13 protein-coding genes are annotated in these 16,157 nt (G+C 43.5%); 2 read left to right on the top strand and 11 right to left on the bottom strand.

Annotated elements, in window-relative coordinates; genetic code table 11:
- Window positions 1-419: 419 nt before the first annotated feature.
- The 6 genes from EJP82_RS26855 to EJP82_RS26880 all read right to left on the bottom strand — a co-directional run bounded on the left by EJP82_RS26855 (window position 420) and on the right by EJP82_RS26880 (window position 7,653).
- On the bottom strand, window positions 420-1,910 hold the full coding sequence (locus EJP82_RS26855) for an arylsulfatase (protein WP_127195151.1): 1,491 nt from the start codon (window positions 1,908-1,910) through the stop codon (window positions 420-422).
- Between the two features lie 76 nt (window positions 1,911-1,986).
- Window positions 1,987-4,161, bottom strand: coding sequence for a 1,3-beta-galactosyl-N-acetylhexosamine phosphorylase (gene gnpA / locus EJP82_RS26860; protein WP_127195152.1), 2,175 nt, complete (start codon window positions 4,159-4,161; stop codon window positions 1,987-1,989).
- A gap of 15 nt (window positions 4,162-4,176) precedes the next feature.
- The gene (locus tag EJP82_RS26865) at window positions 4,177-4,356 is read right to left on the bottom strand and encodes a DUF6903 family protein (RefSeq protein WP_127195153.1); all 180 of its coding nucleotides are present in this window, start codon (window positions 4,354-4,356) and stop codon (window positions 4,177-4,179) included.
- A gap of 9 nt (window positions 4,357-4,365) precedes the next feature.
- The gene (locus EJP82_RS26870; protein ID WP_127195154.1) at window positions 4,366-5,259 is read right to left on the bottom strand and encodes a carbohydrate ABC transporter permease; all 894 of its coding nucleotides are present in this window, start codon (window positions 5,257-5,259) and stop codon (window positions 4,366-4,368) included.
- Between the two features lie 12 nt (window positions 5,260-5,271).
- Complete coding sequence (locus EJP82_RS26875; protein WP_127195155.1) at window positions 5,272-6,165, bottom strand: carbohydrate ABC transporter permease; 894 nt, start codon at window positions 6,163-6,165, stop codon at window positions 5,272-5,274.
- A gap of 120 nt (window positions 6,166-6,285) precedes the next feature.
- Window positions 6,286-7,653, bottom strand: a complete 1,368-nt coding sequence (locus tag EJP82_RS26880) for a carbohydrate ABC transporter substrate-binding protein (RefSeq protein WP_127195156.1) — start codon at window positions 7,651-7,653, stop codon at window positions 6,286-6,288.
- A 316-nt stretch (window positions 7,654-7,969) separates the two neighbouring features.
- On the opposite strand from EJP82_RS26880, the gene EJP82_RS26885 reads away from it, so the two are divergent.
- The gene (locus EJP82_RS26885) at window positions 7,970-8,812 is read left to right on the top strand and encodes an AraC family transcriptional regulator (RefSeq protein WP_127195157.1); all 843 of its coding nucleotides are present in this window, start codon (window positions 7,970-7,972) and stop codon (window positions 8,810-8,812) included.
- 172 nt (window positions 8,813-8,984) lie between these two features.
- Here EJP82_RS26885 and EJP82_RS26890 read toward each other — a convergent pair whose 3' ends face one another.
- The 5 genes from EJP82_RS26890 to EJP82_RS26910 form a co-directional block, all read right to left on the bottom strand.
- Window positions 8,985-9,830 (bottom strand): carbohydrate ABC transporter permease, encoded by an 846-nt coding sequence (locus tag EJP82_RS26890; RefSeq protein ID WP_370877691.1) that lies wholly within the window; start codon window positions 9,828-9,830, stop codon window positions 8,985-8,987.
- 54 nt (window positions 9,831-9,884) lie between these two features.
- The gene (locus EJP82_RS26895) at window positions 9,885-10,760 is read right to left on the bottom strand and encodes a carbohydrate ABC transporter permease (protein ID WP_127195159.1); all 876 of its coding nucleotides are present in this window, start codon (window positions 10,758-10,760) and stop codon (window positions 9,885-9,887) included.
- A gap of 39 nt (window positions 10,761-10,799) precedes the next feature.
- The gene (locus EJP82_RS26900; RefSeq protein WP_127195160.1) at window positions 10,800-12,131 is read right to left on the bottom strand and encodes an extracellular solute-binding protein; all 1,332 of its coding nucleotides are present in this window, start codon (window positions 12,129-12,131) and stop codon (window positions 10,800-10,802) included.
- Between the two features lie 131 nt (window positions 12,132-12,262).
- Window positions 12,263-13,810: a response regulator transcription factor gene (locus EJP82_RS26905; RefSeq protein WP_127195161.1), complete on the bottom strand. Its 1,548-nt coding sequence runs from the start codon at window positions 13,808-13,810 to the stop codon at window positions 12,263-12,265.
- A 17-nt stretch (window positions 13,811-13,827) separates the two neighbouring features.
- Entirely contained in the window at window positions 13,828-15,618 is a 1,791-nt protein-coding gene (locus tag EJP82_RS26910; RefSeq protein ID WP_127195162.1) for a cache domain-containing sensor histidine kinase, read from the bottom strand.
- 184 nt (window positions 15,619-15,802) lie between these two features.
- On the opposite strand from EJP82_RS26910, the gene EJP82_RS26915 reads away from it, so the two are divergent.
- A complete protein-coding gene (locus EJP82_RS26915; protein ID WP_246054450.1) occupies window positions 15,803-16,045 on the top strand; it encodes a DUF6199 family natural product biosynthesis protein in 243 nt (80 codons plus the stop codon).
- The last annotated feature ends 112 nt before the right edge of the window (window positions 16,046-16,157 follow it).

Consider the following 16,157-nt stretch of genomic DNA (forward strand, 5'->3'; position numbering starts at 1 on the left):
AGATTACAATCCTCGGAGACTGTTTTCCACATGACATGCAGATTTTGTGGCCTCGAAGTCTGCACGCATGTGCTCATCGGGATCTACCCTTCCATTGCAGATACTCCCTTGCATGAAGGAGGCCCTCAGATGTGACCTCTTCCGCAAATGTACTGACCGATAACGGTGGCAAGGAATCCATATCAAGATATGAAATACACATAATTATTTTCTCCTTTACTTAACTTAAGTGAAGTAAGCATACTCATATGATCAACAGGTTGAATAGTAAGCATGTCACTTCAACCCTCAAGTCTATCGTCAGCAAGATTTAAAGGTGTTGGCCAAATGTCTATTTCTGAAACCTAGCTAATATAGATCAAAAAGGGGACAAACGGTTAGTTTGTCCCTTTTACGTCCAGCCTTTTAAATTAAAAACACTATTCGGGTCTCATATGTGATAAAACGGCAACAGGTTTGCGGCCTACAACTAGACTTTCGTCTTGTACATATCCTTCTTCACGACCCTTAAGCTCATGCACTAGTGCCGAACGCCAATATTGAATACGTTCTTGCAGCTCAGGATGATGAATTACATTGTGTAGTTCACTAGGATCCGCTACTAAATCGAAGAATTGTTCCTCACCTGTTTGCGAGTACCAAATATACTTTTCCTCGCCGTTCGTTACCCAATGATTAGAATTAATACCTTGCTCATGCTCGCCATGTAGATATTCACGCCATGGATTTTCTAGTAATTCCTTATTAGCTCGTGCTAATTTCCATATACTTTCCCCTTCTATTGAACCTGGGATTTCTGTGGAAGCAGCATCTAATAGAGAAGGCATAATATCGCGTAATTCAATAACCTCCGAAACTACAGAACCTTCAGCTAGATCTAGGTGACCTCCCAAATCATTCACAATAAACGGAATATGAGCGCTTCCTTCATAGGGTAATGATTTTCTAAATAAATGATGATCCCCTAGCAATTCGCCATGGTCAGAAGTAAACATAATAATCGTATTCTCTCGTTCACCATATTCACTTAGCACCTGTAGAAAACGACCAATTTGATGATCGATATGTGTAATCAAGGCATAATATGCGGCCATAGCCATTTTCATGCGACGCTTCGGAACGATGCCTTGCGAAGTAACAGGATTTAATCCATTCAACCCTGGATCTTCCTTCATCGCCCAATCACCGACAATAGGTTCGGGAAAGTCTGCATCTTTATACAAATCAAAATAGGTCTGCGGTGGATCAAGTGGAGAATGCGGACGTACAAATGACATCCACAAGAAAAATGGCTTACTAGGATCCCTACGGCGCAAGAAATCAATCGACTGACTAACAGTCCAATTCGTTGGATGCAGGTGTTCCGGAAGCGTCCACGGCCTTGCAACTGTAGATGCATTACAGTCAAGTCCTAGATCAAGGAGATCTGCTCCTGGAACTTGTCCACGCAACCATTGCAAGTAATCATCCGTTTCATCATAGTGCTCCTGAACGGGAACATTATGTTTATTGCGGCTATAGTGTAAATAACCATCGTGCAATACAACATTATGGAAACCAAGCAGACTACGTGCTGGATATACATGCATCTTACCAACACATTGCGTGTGATAACCAGATTTAGCCAATTCTCCTGGTAACGTGGTTTCGTAGTTCCACGGTACACGTTCCTGATAACCGACACGGCCGTGAGAAGCCTGCTTTAGCCCTGTAAAAATAGCTGCACGCGCAGGTACACATGTTGGCGTTGCAGAATAAGCGTGATCAAATCGCACTCCAGTTCGAGCTAATTCATCCAAATTAGGTGTTTCTACTACGGGATGACCTAAAATACTAAGGCAATCAAATCGCATTTGGTCTACTGTTATCAGTAGAATGTTGGGACGCTTAGACTCCGTTGTAGGATTCATATCGTTCGCCTCCTCTTGATGCCATACTAAACTAAACAAACGATAGCTTCAATAATATTCCACTAAGAATGTTATGTTAGATCTCGTACCACTTAATCTCATTCGCTTCGAGCTTGAGTGAGAAGCTAGAGCCGTCTCCACGATAAACGGTAGTTTCCTGTGGCTCATAAGTGTTGTTCACGACGCAGTATTTGCCGTTCTTAACATAGGCATGAACCTCGACGTTGTAGTTTTCACTGAACCAGCGGTTTAACTCATGGTCACTGTTAGCGCTCCAGAGAATAGCACGGTAAAGTAGACGACTGTTCTCGAAGCTGTATGGCAAACCACTTATATATACGCCTCGTCCGCTGCCGAATTCGTTGGTAGCGAGTTGGACTTCTTTGTCGATGTGACGGAGAATGGTGGTACCTTCTAGTGCAAAGATATTTTTCTTGCCCTCACCAAAGTCGATTTCCTTATTTCCATCACTGTTTGTTTTGCAGTCTGCAGTAATAAAATGATCATGCTCATCCCAGTTATACTTATCATAACCTAGGGTAAAGCCTCGTTCTTCCTCTACGCCGAGGATGTTCGCCAGTTGAAAATATCGGCCATTGGCTTGATGCGCTGTTGGCTCACCAACACCGATGAATCCACCGCCCTCATGAACAAATTTTTTCACTGCGGTAACGATATCTGTATCCAGCCACCATTCTCCGCCTGTATAGGCCGTATCCGCATCACCAATATTCAATATAACGTCAATTCCATCCAGAATGGAGGCATCTTGCTTGATATCATCAAAGCTAATGAACTTTACATCGAAAGGTGCACCGGAGAGTGCTTCAATAATGCCAGCATAGCTGTAATTTTGCTTATAATATAGTGCATGATGGACCATATGAGTGCCCCATGCTCGCATTTTACCCCAACAGTTAAGCACCGCTACAGTTTTAACACAATAAGGTGTTGTTCCCTGTACGTTGTCGTAGAGAGTACGGAACTCATCCGTCACGCTTTCTACATAGTCGATAAACTCTGGGAAATCTAGTGCAAGCTTGAGATATCCACCATAGCCAATCCGGTCAATCGGTTTGCGCAGGATAGCCCGACGTGCGGTAACCCAGTTCACTTTGGCTTCTTTAACAGGATCTCCACCTTCGTGGAAGGTATCTGGGAAGAAATAAGGTAAGAAACGACCTTCTGTGTATTTAACACCTGGAATGTCACTGATCAGTCTTAGTGTCGAACCATTACCAACACTACCAACTACAGCATCAAGACCAATCGTAGCAAATTCCTCCATGAAAGGCTCTGTACCTATCCAGTGATCGCCCAAGAACATCATGGCTTCCTTACCACACTCATGGGTAATATCGACCATTTCCTTGGCAAGCTTCGCAACTTCACGGCGCTGGAAGGCTTGGAAATCGCGGAACTCCTTGGTAGGTATCCGATAGTTATTATTGTAGTAACCTTGATCGATAATAAACTCAGCTCTGAACTTATAGCCAACCTCTTCTTCAAACTGTTCAAGGATATAAGGGCTAACAGATGCAGAATATCCGTACCAGTCCACGTATTTTTCACGAGCAAGTTCATCGAAGACCAGGGTGAATTGATGGAAGAAAGTTGTATAGCGAATCACATTAACATATGGATGATCTTCGATAAATTTACGGATACGCTCCATTGTATATGCACGGGTTTTCGGTTGGCGAACATCAAAGGTAATTTGATGCTCAACGTCTTTCCATTCATTGACGACCGCATTATACATATGAACAGGATCCCACATAATATAAGCCAAGAAACTAACGGTGTAGTCATGGAAAGGGACTGTAGCAATGGTTACATCACCCGTTGTGTCGTCATAGCTCCATTGTTCAGTCGGGACAACCTCTCCTGTTGTGCGATCGATGACTTCCCACCAGCGTTTGATATCATCACGGCAGTTCACTGTGAGCATATCGGGATATAGCCCCTTCATTAAGGTGATGGACAGGCTTGAGCCTTCAGCCGTGTAAATCGGAGTCATTAGATACATTTGTTGAATCTCATCAGGATTCGCATTTGCCCATACGTTATCCTTCCGAGTTGTATAATAAGTCGAATAGACTTTAGCATCGATTTCCTGTAGTTCCGTGGGAAAGTCAGTACCATCACAGTCACGTACGGCGTCCGCTCCCCAGCGTTTCATTACCTCATGGGTTTGGGAAATGACGTCCAAATCAGTCGGTATCGTGACGCGTCCTCTAGTTTTACTCATGGATGAAAATCTCCTTTATTTATATTTACGATTATAGAACCATAGCAGACCGATCAGCATGGCGAGCCCAAGTAGCATAAGCCCGAGTCCGGGGGCACCAATGTGTTTTTGCCCGACAATAACAAGTGCCATGCCGACGATAAATATGATCAGCATCAGTACATTGCGAATAAAATTCTCCATCGAATCATTCATATTAGCACCTTAACCTTTCAGCCCGCCCATAGTCATACCTTGGGTTAGCTTCTTTTGTACTAGAATATATAGAATAAGGGTTGGAAGCATGACTAATACTAGACCTGCGTACATCTGACCGTATTCAACAGCAGATTTTTGTGCTGCCATTAGGTTCATTAAGCCCACCGGTAACGTTTTAAATCCTGGTTTGGGTAGTAGTGTCATGGAAACGATATATTCGTTCCAGAAAGATAGGAAGTTGAATAGAATAACGGTTACGATGCTGGGCTTGGCCATAGGCATAATGACTTGCACCATGGTGCGGAAATATCCTGCGCCATCCACAGAAGCAGCTTCCTCGTATTCTTTTGGTAGTGATTTGAAATAACCCGACATAAGATAGATCGTGAAAGAAAGTGACATAGAAGCATAGACGATCGCTAGTATGAACAAATTGTTCAGTAGGATTGGGTGTCCAAAAATGCTGCGAACCACCTTGTCTCCGTTGTTAAGCATAAGGAAGATAGGAACGACGATATAGTTAACATTAATAAACAACCCCGCCATGAACATCAAGTTCCAAAAACCGTTTCCTTTAAATTTAAACCGTGAAAGCACATAGGATGCTGGCAACGCCACAGCGAGTAGAAGCCCTAGTGCCATCACTGTTACAACAACGGAGTTAAGCATGTAGCTACCCATTTTTGCCTTTAACCATGCATCAGCAAAGTTCTGCAGATAGATCCCTTCTGGAAGCGCCCATGGACTGCCATAGAACTCACCATCTTGTTTGATGGAGGACATGAACGCCCATAGTACAGGGACTATGATGATTACGGCCAAAGCGATCAGCACCACGTAAATGAAGCCTTTATAGAACTTATCGCTACCGCTATTCTGTGTGAGTTTATCTTTATTCATTTTGTCCCCTCCTTAATATTCCAAATGATCTCGTTTGGTAACTATATTCAAGATCGCAGCTAGCGCAAACGAGAATAGGAACACAACAACACCGATTGCCATGCCGTATCCATATGAGGAGTTGGTATAAGCTTCTTTGTACATATAGCTTAGGAACACCTCAGTGGAACCGTCCGGACCGCCGCTCGTCATAGCCATTACGAACAGGAAGCTCATATTAATAGTGCTGATGATGAAAAAAGTGAGGGTAGTGCGTATGTTCGTCCAGATCAATGGGATGGTGATAGAGAAAAACTGAGTCATTCTACCTGCACCCTCGAGCCCAGCTGATTCATATAAACTCTCAGGAACGTTGGCCATACTTGCCATGTACATCACCATGTAATAACCAATCGCCTGCCAAATCATCGCGCCCCCAAGGCTGAAAATAACGATTTTCTGATCTCCGAGCCACAGAATTGGATCGGCTCCTGATCCACGGAACAAATTCAATATGGAGTTCAAAAGCCCGCTGTTTGGATCAAAGATCGCAGAGAAGATCGCACTGATTACAACAACAGACAGGATGTTCGGAATATAGAAAATGACGCGTAATAGGTTTTGCCCTTTTAGTTTTTCACGAGAGAGCATAGATGCAAAAATGAGTGCGAGACCAAAGGTCACGACTGTGACTATGACAATGAGTAGTACACTGTTTTGGAAGGTCTGATAAAACTTGTCACTCTGAAAAAGCTTGGTGAAATTTTGCATCCCTACAAAGGTTTTGTTGTCTGTATAGCCGCCCCACTTGTAAAGTGACATCCGAAATACATCAAATGTGGGGATAATCAAGAAAATGACGAACAGGAGAACGGCGGGTGCTAGACAGAGGAATATAAAACGTCCTCTTCCTTTGTTGATTTCCATTGGCAATCTCTCCTTCTTAAGGTCAGAATAATGGTGGACAGCTTATGCTGACCACCATTATTCTCAGGCTCTCTTTAGATCCCTTCATTGATGGGAAATCCTCAGAAATCCGCTTTATTGTTATTTCAATGCTCCGCGCAGGGCGTCGCTTGCTTTAGTGATTTCCTCAACCCACTGTTGCTGGGTCTTAGCACCTGTTACAAGTGAATCGATCGAGCCAAACACATTATCCGAAATATTTACACCTTCGACAGGGTCAGTTGTCGCAAATGCGCCCATGGATGCTTTTGCACCATTGTCATAGATACTGTAGAAGAGTTTGTTATCCCCATCTAGCTTACTGGACATGTCTTTAATAGGTTGAACCGCACCTACTTTGGCAAAAATAGCTGCTGCTTCATCTGAGTAAAGGTAAGCGATAAATTGTTTTGCTAGATCAGCATTTTCAGCTTTTGCAGGAACCCAAATTTGTTCAAAGAAAGTGTAAGAGTAGCTGTCACCACCAGCTGCTACTGCTGGTAGAGCAGTGAAGCCCCATTTGAAGCCGTCTGCACGAGGTGCTTTACTCATTTCGCCAACTACCCATGTACCATTAGGCATGAATAGTGCTTTGTTATCTAAAATAAGTTGTTGGTTTTTAGTGAAGTTATCTTTGTTAGCATTCGCTGGAACTGTTTTTTCTGTGTAAGAAGCTAGTTTAGTAATTAGATCAAATACTTGTGTAGCTTCAGAAGTTTGCCAAATACCTTCGGAGTAGCTCGTCGCTTTAGTGAAGAAATCCGCACCGCCTACTTCGTTAAGTAATGCATAGAAGAATGAATCAAAGTAACCAGTTGTCGGATAGGAGAAGAGTGCGATACCCTCAGCCTTAGCTTTGTCACCTAGAGCCCACATTTCATCCCAAGTCGTAGGAACTGCCCATCCTTTTTGCTCAAACAAACCTGCATTGTAGAATAGTCCAGTAGGGCTATAGAACATCGGCATCAAGAAGGTTTTTCCATCGCCATAAGGATTTGTGATCGTTGTATCAGTAAAACCTGGGATAAGTTTTTCCTTAACGGTAACGCTTTCACCAGGAATAGTCATAGACAGTACATCCGTAAGGTCTGTTAGGTTATTATCTTTTACAAAAGTTTCAGTCAAGGCCTTTTTCTGACCTGTTGCTAAATGGATAACATCAGGGAAGTCGCCTGATTTCATGCCAGGTCCAATTACATCTTCAATATTTTTGTCGATTGTAGTTTCGACCTTCACACCAGGGGTAACCTTTTCAAATGCTGCTGTAACCTCTTTCCACACATCAGCGCCGTAAGCGGTTTCCAAAGCGGCTAACTTAAGTGTACGAGTTTCAGTAGACGGAGTAGCGTTCTCTGGTGTGTTCGATGAATCTGTTGGTGCGAGACTCGAACTATTTCCCGAATTACTGCCACAGGCTGCAAGGCTAAGAGTCAAGGCTGCTGTAACTGCGAGGCTAAGAATTTTTTTCATAATACCCCTCCGTATTTATCTTTTTTTTGTGTATTGTGTAACCGTATACAAGAGCTTTCTTACTCCTCTACCTTATCCCATCTGGTCATTTTATTTCAACAGACATGTTGCCGTTCATTTTATATATCTTGCTTTTATTATAAATTTATAAATTAGCTAACATGGAATGTTAAAACTCATTTGATTGTGTCAAAATCAGGAGTTTAGTATAATTCTATAGTATATCTCTTATGAAACGTGTCTGCTGAATAAATGTAAATAATAACGAGAAAATAATAGGCTAAGCTTATATAGATTAGGAAAGGACGGGCTGAATTTGGGAAATGTACGCTATTGGCTTCCAGGGGAGAGACGTGGAGAAATTCCCGCTAGATTGCTCTATGTCAGTTCGTCCATTTATGAAGGTGATTGGTTCAGTTTACGTCATTCCCATAATTTTTCCGAGTTGTTTTATGTCCGAAGCGGGCGTGGGAATTTTATTGTCGAGGATGAAATTTTTCCGGTGAAGCAGGATGATCTTGTCATCGTGAACCCGAATGTGGAGCATACCGAGGTATCTATTAGCAGTGATCCTCTGGAATATGTTGTGCTGGGGGTTGAGGGGATGAGCTTTGACTTTGGGGATCGAAGTGGCAGCCGTAATCATGAGATCATCAATTATCGGAATCAGCGGGATGAGCTGTTGTTCTATTTCAATGCCTTGCTTCGGGAAACGGAAAATAAAGATGAAAACTATGAGGCCATCTGTCAAAACTTACTCGAGGTTGTAGTGATTAGCTTGATGCGTAGCTCTGGTCATCCATTCTCCGTCGTGGCTACCCAAAGAGCTAACAAGATATGCAGCCGGATCAAGCGGTATATCGACTCAAACTATGCAGAGGAGATCTCACTCGACTCCCTCGCAGAAAAGGCACATCTTAGTAAGTATTATCTGGTACATACCTTCGCTAAATATTATGATATGTCGCCCATCAATTATTTAAATGAAGTCAGGCTTCGTGCGAGCAAGGAGCTACTAGAGACCACGGATCTTTCCATTTCACAAGTTGCGGAATCCACTGGTTTCTCCTCTCAAAGCTACTTCTCACAAAGTTTCCGCCGGAGCTGTGGCCTCACTCCAAGCGATTACAGGGTTCAGACGAAAAAACAAGTTAAATGATAAACGCAGCACAAGAACTATAAAATATTCATAACGAAAATCAAAAACAGACCATCCCAAGGGGGTCCCGAGGGGTGGTCTGTTCTTCACTCTGAGGCGACTTTTACCGTCAAAGGACAACAACAGCAGTCGTACGTACTTATTTCTCCTTACTAGTTGGCTGCCCCTAAGTTCAGCCCTTAATCGAGCCCGCCACCATGCCCTTCATAATTTGATCTTGGAGAATCAAATAGACAAGAATCGTAGGTATAACGGCGATAGCCATTGCCCCCATCGTCAAGCTATAATCCGTTCCAAACCCGTCTGAGAATAGGGCCAAACTCAGCGGTAGCGTCTTGAGTTCCTGTGAATTAATGAATACAAGGGCGAAAGAAAAGTCATTCCAGAACCGTAGAAACGCTAAGATTGAAATGGTAGCAACGATTGGAGTGCAGAGTGGAACGATAATCCGTCCAAAGATTCCCCACCAACCGTTCCCGTCAATCATTGCCGCTTCCTCAACCTCTTTCGGAATCGAGGCCATGTACCCCATAGCCAAGAAGATGGCGATTGGAAGTTCAAACGCCGTATATGGTAGGATAAGTGCTCCATACGTATTTAATAGGTTCATCTGTTTCATCATTAGAAATAACGGCACCAGCGTACTATGAATCGGAATGAGTAGTCCTGCCATGAATAAAGCAACGGCTACCTTTTTAAATTTGAATTGAAACCGTGACAATACGTAACCCGCCAGCAGACCAAAGGCAAGCGTGAGAACGACTGAAGATAACGTCACGAACGTTGAATTCAGCATCGCCCTTCCCATGCCTCCGAGTTCCCATGCTCGAAAGATATTCTCTTTCATCCAGACCAGCGGCAAGGCGTAAGGACGTTTGAAGAAATCTTCATTCGTCTTAAATGCACTAATAAACAACCAATATAAAGGATAAAGTGTAAACACAGCATATCCGATGAGAATCAGCTTTCCTAGACCGGAAAGTCCTCTTCTTACAAGTTTCCTATTAGGGGAATCCATTGTGGTTCCAGTGGCCCGAGTTGTTCTGAGTTCCACACTCCTTCCTCCTTCTCGTTATTCCGCTTTCCTACGTGTCAGGAGATAATTAATCCCGATCAGTAAGGCGCTAATGATCATGATGATAGTTGACACGGCAGATCCATATCCATAACGGTAAACACGAAACGTATTATTGTACATATAAGTGGCTAATAGCTCAGTTGATTGCGCCGGTCCGCCGTGCGTCATCACCATAACATGATCGAACGCCTTCAAACTTCCCGAGATACAGAGCACCATGGTTACAATCACCGTACTCCAGATCATGGGTAGTGTTACATAGACCAGCTTCTTGCCCCCATGAGCTCCATCGATATTAGCTGCGTCGTCAATTTCAGGCGATATATTCTGTAGTGCTGCAATAAAGATGATCATATAGGGCCCGATATTACTCCAGTTAATCGGAATCGTGATCGCAAGTATATTGATATGAGGTTCAGAGAGCCACGCCCGAGTCCAAGACTCTAAGCCGATAGCCTCTAAGACCGTATTAACCAATCCGAACTGCGGATGGTAGATATATCCCCAGATGAGCCCTACAACAACGGTTGAAAGCACCATCGGCATGAACACCGCAGAACGAATGAATCGAGAGAAAAAGGAATTCTTGAGTAACACTAAAGCTAACAGAAGCGCAATAGGGATTTGCCCCAAGATCGCTGAGATCACCAGAATCAAGTTATTCTTAAGCGCTCTCCAAAAAATAGGGTCTTGTAGAATTTCACTATAGTTGCCAAAGCCAATAAATCTAGATGCTCCGATGCCTTTCCATTCAAACACTCCATAATAGGCGGACCAAAAAATCGGAATGATGACAAAGACCACAAACAGTAGTAGCGCCGGAAGTAGGGCTAGTGCAATGAATCCTTTACTCCGTAGAGCCGTAGGCATGATAAGTCTCCCTCCTTATGTCTACTCAGGTTGACCTCGTTATGGGGTAATTGATCTTGCCTGTGCGTCTTGAAGTTTCTTCGCAACGCTCTCTGGAGTACCGCCGACCATAATTTCCTGTAGTCCGTTATTGATCACTTCGCCCGCTTCCGCAGATAGATAAGCATCATAGACTGGTGTAATGTTGGTCTTCTTCACTAAATTAAACGCTTTATAGTAGAGCGAACTTACCTTAGCTTGATCAATCTCTGTATCGTACATGACCATAGAGTTACTCTCAGCAATGGCTTTCTGAGCCTCTGGACCACTAACTGCATAGATGAGCTTAAGTGCTGCTTCTTTCACTGCACCTTCTGAACGCTTGCTTAATGCCATACCCCCACCTGCACCACCGGAAATCGTGTTCGGATCCCCTTTACCACCTGGAATGGACGGAAGCACAGTGACATCTACAACTTTCATTTGTTCTTCACTAGAAGATGCTGCCAAATTCGTAAGAGTCCATGCGCCGCTGACCATCATAGCTGCATTCCCTTGGATGAAATATTGCTCTGCTTGCGTATTATCGATACTATTGGCGCCCTCTTGGAAAGCCTTATTATCAACAAGTTGTTTAAAGTATCCTAGTGCTTCGATAAACTCAGGATCCGTGAATTTTGCTCCCTTTTGAGCAGATGCACTCTTAAACCATTCTGTTCCCGTGACACGGTCAGCAAGCGAGCCTATGATCGTCGATTGCGCCACCCATGGTGCTTTGTTCCCTAGTGCAATCGGTGTAATCTTATTCTCATTAAAAACCTTAACCGCAGTCATCAGTTCATCCCATGTCGTTGGAACCTTAACGCTGTATTTCTCGAACAAGGACGTGTTGTAGTAAAGAATAGATGTTGCTGACATACCTATAGGAGCTGTGTAAATCTTGTCTGGCTCAAATGTATAGGGATCAAAGGCACCTGGTAGAAAGTTATCCTTCCACTCTGGATTCGCATCTACAACTTCTGTAATCGGTTGCAATAATCCGGCCTTATAAAGTTCAGTAGAATGACTGCCCGCATAGACGAAAAATAAATCCGGCAACTCGTTACCTGCTGCAACTGTGCTTAAGCGTTGACGGTAGCCATCCGGTGGTATCGCCTGTGCATCAAGCTCTATATTTGGATTGTCTTGAGCGAACTTCTCGATAAGTCCTCTTACCGTTTTCGCACGCAAGTCGTCTCCGGCAAAGTTATGCCAAATGGACAGCTTTACTTTCTCATCCTTATTCGTGACTTCTTCTCCAGCCTTGTTATTGCTGCCGCTGCTGCTTCCACAAGCCGCAAGGATAAAGGCCATAACCAGTAGCATAAGACTCATTTTGCGTATTGATTTCATTGTTAATCCCCCTTTAGTTATACAGAGTGAACCAAGAAGTAATTCACCCTGGGATAATGAATACCTTAAGTATAAAAGAGGAGGGCAATTGACCCATAGGGGACATAATTCAGTTGATAGAGGGACAAATTTCAGCTTTTACCCCGATACTCCGAGGGGGTCTGACCTGTGAATTTTTTGAACAAACGATTAAAATGCTTGATATCTTCATATCCAATTTGATTGGCCACTTCGCTGATTTTAGCCGGTGTCTCGCTTAAGAGAGACATCGCTTTGCGCATTTTAGCCTGTGTAACGAATTCAATATAGTTCTGCCCGGTCTCCCGCTTGAATACTTCGCTAAAATAGTTCGGGTTCATATGGACATGCTTGGCCACTTGGCTTAATGATAGGCTTTGATCCAAATGATCGTGAATGTAGGCAACGGCTCGTTGAACCGGGCTTATACCAGAAACCATAAGGCCGTATTGCTTCATCATCGATTCATAATGGTGCATCAACGTCTGCTCGGGTCTTTTCGCCAGTTCTACCTTATCCACTTCTTCCCCATTCGTGAGCAAGTTTGAATACCCGATGGAAGATGCTGCACGTTCCAGCCAGCGATGACCTGCAATGAGCAAAGAGTTCAGGTAAGCCTGCACAGAGCTTGGCGTTGCCTGCCCATCCTGCTTAATCCGCTCTATGATATTCCTAATTTCCACCTGTAATCCGTCCGTACTACCTGCTCGCAATAAGGAGGAAAGTGTGACTTCTTCTTCCAATGTACAGACCACTCGGAGCCCTTTGCGTTCACCAAGTTCTTCATAGCGTACAATCTTCTCATGACTTAACAACCATGCGTAGGAGTTCGCCTGTACAGCTGTGTCCACCGCTTCACGTAACTGGTGTGCACTTTCTATACTCCTCCCACAAGCAGCGAAAATCTGACAATTTAGCACTTGGCCCGCTTTTTGAACTGCCCATTCTACGGCGTCCCAACCATTATTTTCGGCGTCCACCCTCACTAGTAGTAACACCGACTCATTCCATGGTAGCCACTCGCATGGCAATAATTCTGTTAACATTTCACCCAGTGTCCCATATAGCGCTTCAGCTTTTCCTGTATCTCCTAGTTCCTCAATCTGTGTAGAGATAATCCAAGCCTGTAGCAGCTGTTTGCCTTTGATCACTCGTAAGTTCGGATATCTATTCCATAACTCGGTTATGGTTTGCTCATTTGAATGGGAAGAAGAAGTAATCATCTTCCTTAGAAAGCTCCGATTCACTACGGTTTCATTGGCTCTCCCTTGCTCTCCCTCATATCTTCGCTGTTCGAATCGTTCCTTTGCCCGAAGGGCAGCTCCAATAATCTCATCAGGGCGGCTGGTTTTGAGCAAATAATCACTGACTCCCTCACGTAAGGCCTGTTGAGCATAGGCAAACTCATCATATCCTGAGATGATGATCATTTCCGTGTCTGGATATTCCTTCTTCACTTCATGAGCCATCTCTAGCCCACTTTTCCCCGTCATCTGAATGTCCGTAAAGATAATCTCTGGGCGTTCAGTAGGAATACGCAATAGAGCCTCCTCAGCTGAGGCAGCCGGTTCCAGTACAGTAAACCCACTATCCTCCCAATTGATTACGGTGCTTAGACCCGTACGAATGATTACTTCATCATCTACAATCAGTACTTTCATACTCCGCATCCCCTTCGCTACATTCCTTGTTTGTTGTCCGATTTTGTGTCCTCTGTATTAGGGATGGTAAACATAACTCGGGTCCCTTCTCCCTCCGTACTTTCGACGATAAGACCTGCGTCCTTGCCATAATGCAGCACAAGCCGATTATGAACATTACGTAGTCCATACCCCCCTTTTGTGGGGCGCCCCATCTCGTGAGGAGCCGGATGCTCAGATAACTGGGTACGTAGCCAGTTCAATCGCTCGGGTGCAATCCCAAGCCCATCATCTGCTACGGTAAAATGAATCCCTTGTTCATCGCACTCAGCGTAAATCGTAATAGAACCTTCCCCTTCCCGTTTCAATATGCCATGTAACATCGCATTCTCGACCAGCGGTTGCAACAGAAGTTTCAATGTGAATTTCTCCTGTATGCTACTATCTACGTTTACCTGAAATGCAAATTTATCGGGGTATCGAATAGATTGAATACTCACATAATTTTTGACATGGATGATCTCCTGTTCAATGGAGCAATATTCTTGGCCGTTATTTAAACTGAATCTTAGGAAATCACTGAGCGACCCTACCATCTCAGCAATCTTCGTATCACGGTTCATAAGTGCTAACCAATGAATAGAAGATAAAGTATTATACAGAAAATGAGGGTTCATCTGGATTTGTAGGGCCTGCATGTCGGCTTCCTTTTTAAGTGATTCATTCCATTTCACTTCATCCGTCAGTTTGACGATCCGAGAACTTAACTTGTTGTAGCTCACAATAAGCTGGCCTACTTCATCTATGGACTTTACAGGAATAGCCGGCATCGGCTCATCAGGACTTGTATTCTTGAGAAACTTAGTTAGTGCAGATAGGGGATTCGTTATTTTTTGAATAAGAAAAATGACAAAAATAATGACGAAAAGAATAGCAACCGAGACAGCCACCGCTGTCAGGGTAAGGAAATAACGGTTTTGAGAACGGTATTCTTCTGACGGGATGATCCCGACCAATTTCCAACTTCCACTATCCATCGTTTTATAGAGGATCGTTTTCTTGTCTGCACCTTCCCCGTAGTCCAGAAACCCACTCACTCCTTCGAATGTCCCTATATCTGGGTAATAGTGTGAGAGTGGTAGATTTGTCCCCCAATCAGGAGGACCAGCGAGAATTCGATTCTGCTCATCGAGAAGTAGCACAAATCCGCTTTTCTCTAACACGGCTTGTGTAATTTGCTCAGCGATTACAGCCTGATCGAGATTGATTTGCTCTTTCCCGATCAATTTATATTTATCTGTGCTACGAATGGGTCTGGCAAGCGTAATCACCTTACGAACCCCTTCAAAGGTCCATTGTTGATGGACAGAGGACCACCAATTAGGCTGCTGATCATAGTAGTTAGGATAGGATTCGGTGACATCCGTGAAGTCGGATCCTACTAAGGATTTAAATGAAATAGGCGTTTTTTCTCCCAAGGGTTCAATAATAATGTTCGCAATATAATCCTTGGAAAAGGCCAGATTAGTTAGAAAATTAATGATTGTAGTCTGCTGGACATAATTATTCGCAGGTGATTTTAAATACTCCTGTACGCCATTATGTCCGATTAGAAATAAGGACATGTTCTCCACGTCCTTGACCATCGTATCCAAATAGGCTTCAAGCTGACGAAGCGTGTTCATCCCCGATATCTTAGCTTTCTCCTCAGTAAGTCCCGCAGCAATGTTATAAGAGAATATGCCAAGAAACAGCAGCGGAACAAGGGCAACGACAATGATTAATAAGGATAATTTATGCTTGAGAGATCTCCCCAGCCACTTTTTCATACTCCACCTCGATCCTAGTTACACCTAGCGAAATGAGAATCTCCACTAATTTTGTAACCGTTTGCAAATATAAAAATATCTATTATGGGCTCATGTTCCACTTGGGGATATGGTAACATATTCCCTGTGAGGGGTATAGACTCAGCATTAGCATATAAGTGATGTAACTATTGGAGGTAGGATCATGGTAATCAAAATTTTTGAGGCCTTTATGATATTTGTTTTCATGACTCCCTTATTAGGAGTATTAATTTGGACTTATTTTTGTCCTGAGGAAAGTTTATTATGGGGAAAACGATGGATGTACAAAGAAGAACCTGAACTATCTGAAGGAGCCATTCGTTATACAAAGATAGCCTCGTTGATAGCTATTGTAGTATTGACTATTATATTTGGAGCTCTAGTATTTTCGCTGTTTGCTGATTGAAAAACGAACGGACGAAAGAGATTGTCTCTTGGGTCTTGACCCAAATACAAAAAGGAACCCATAGTATGGGTTCCTCAGGCTGTCGAGAAAGTCTCGACAGCCTTCTTTATGA

The sequence above is a fragment of the Paenibacillus anaericanus genome (genome assembly GCF_003994475.1).
Classification (GTDB): Bacteria; Bacillota; Bacilli; order Paenibacillales; family Paenibacillaceae; genus Fontibacillus; species Fontibacillus anaericanus.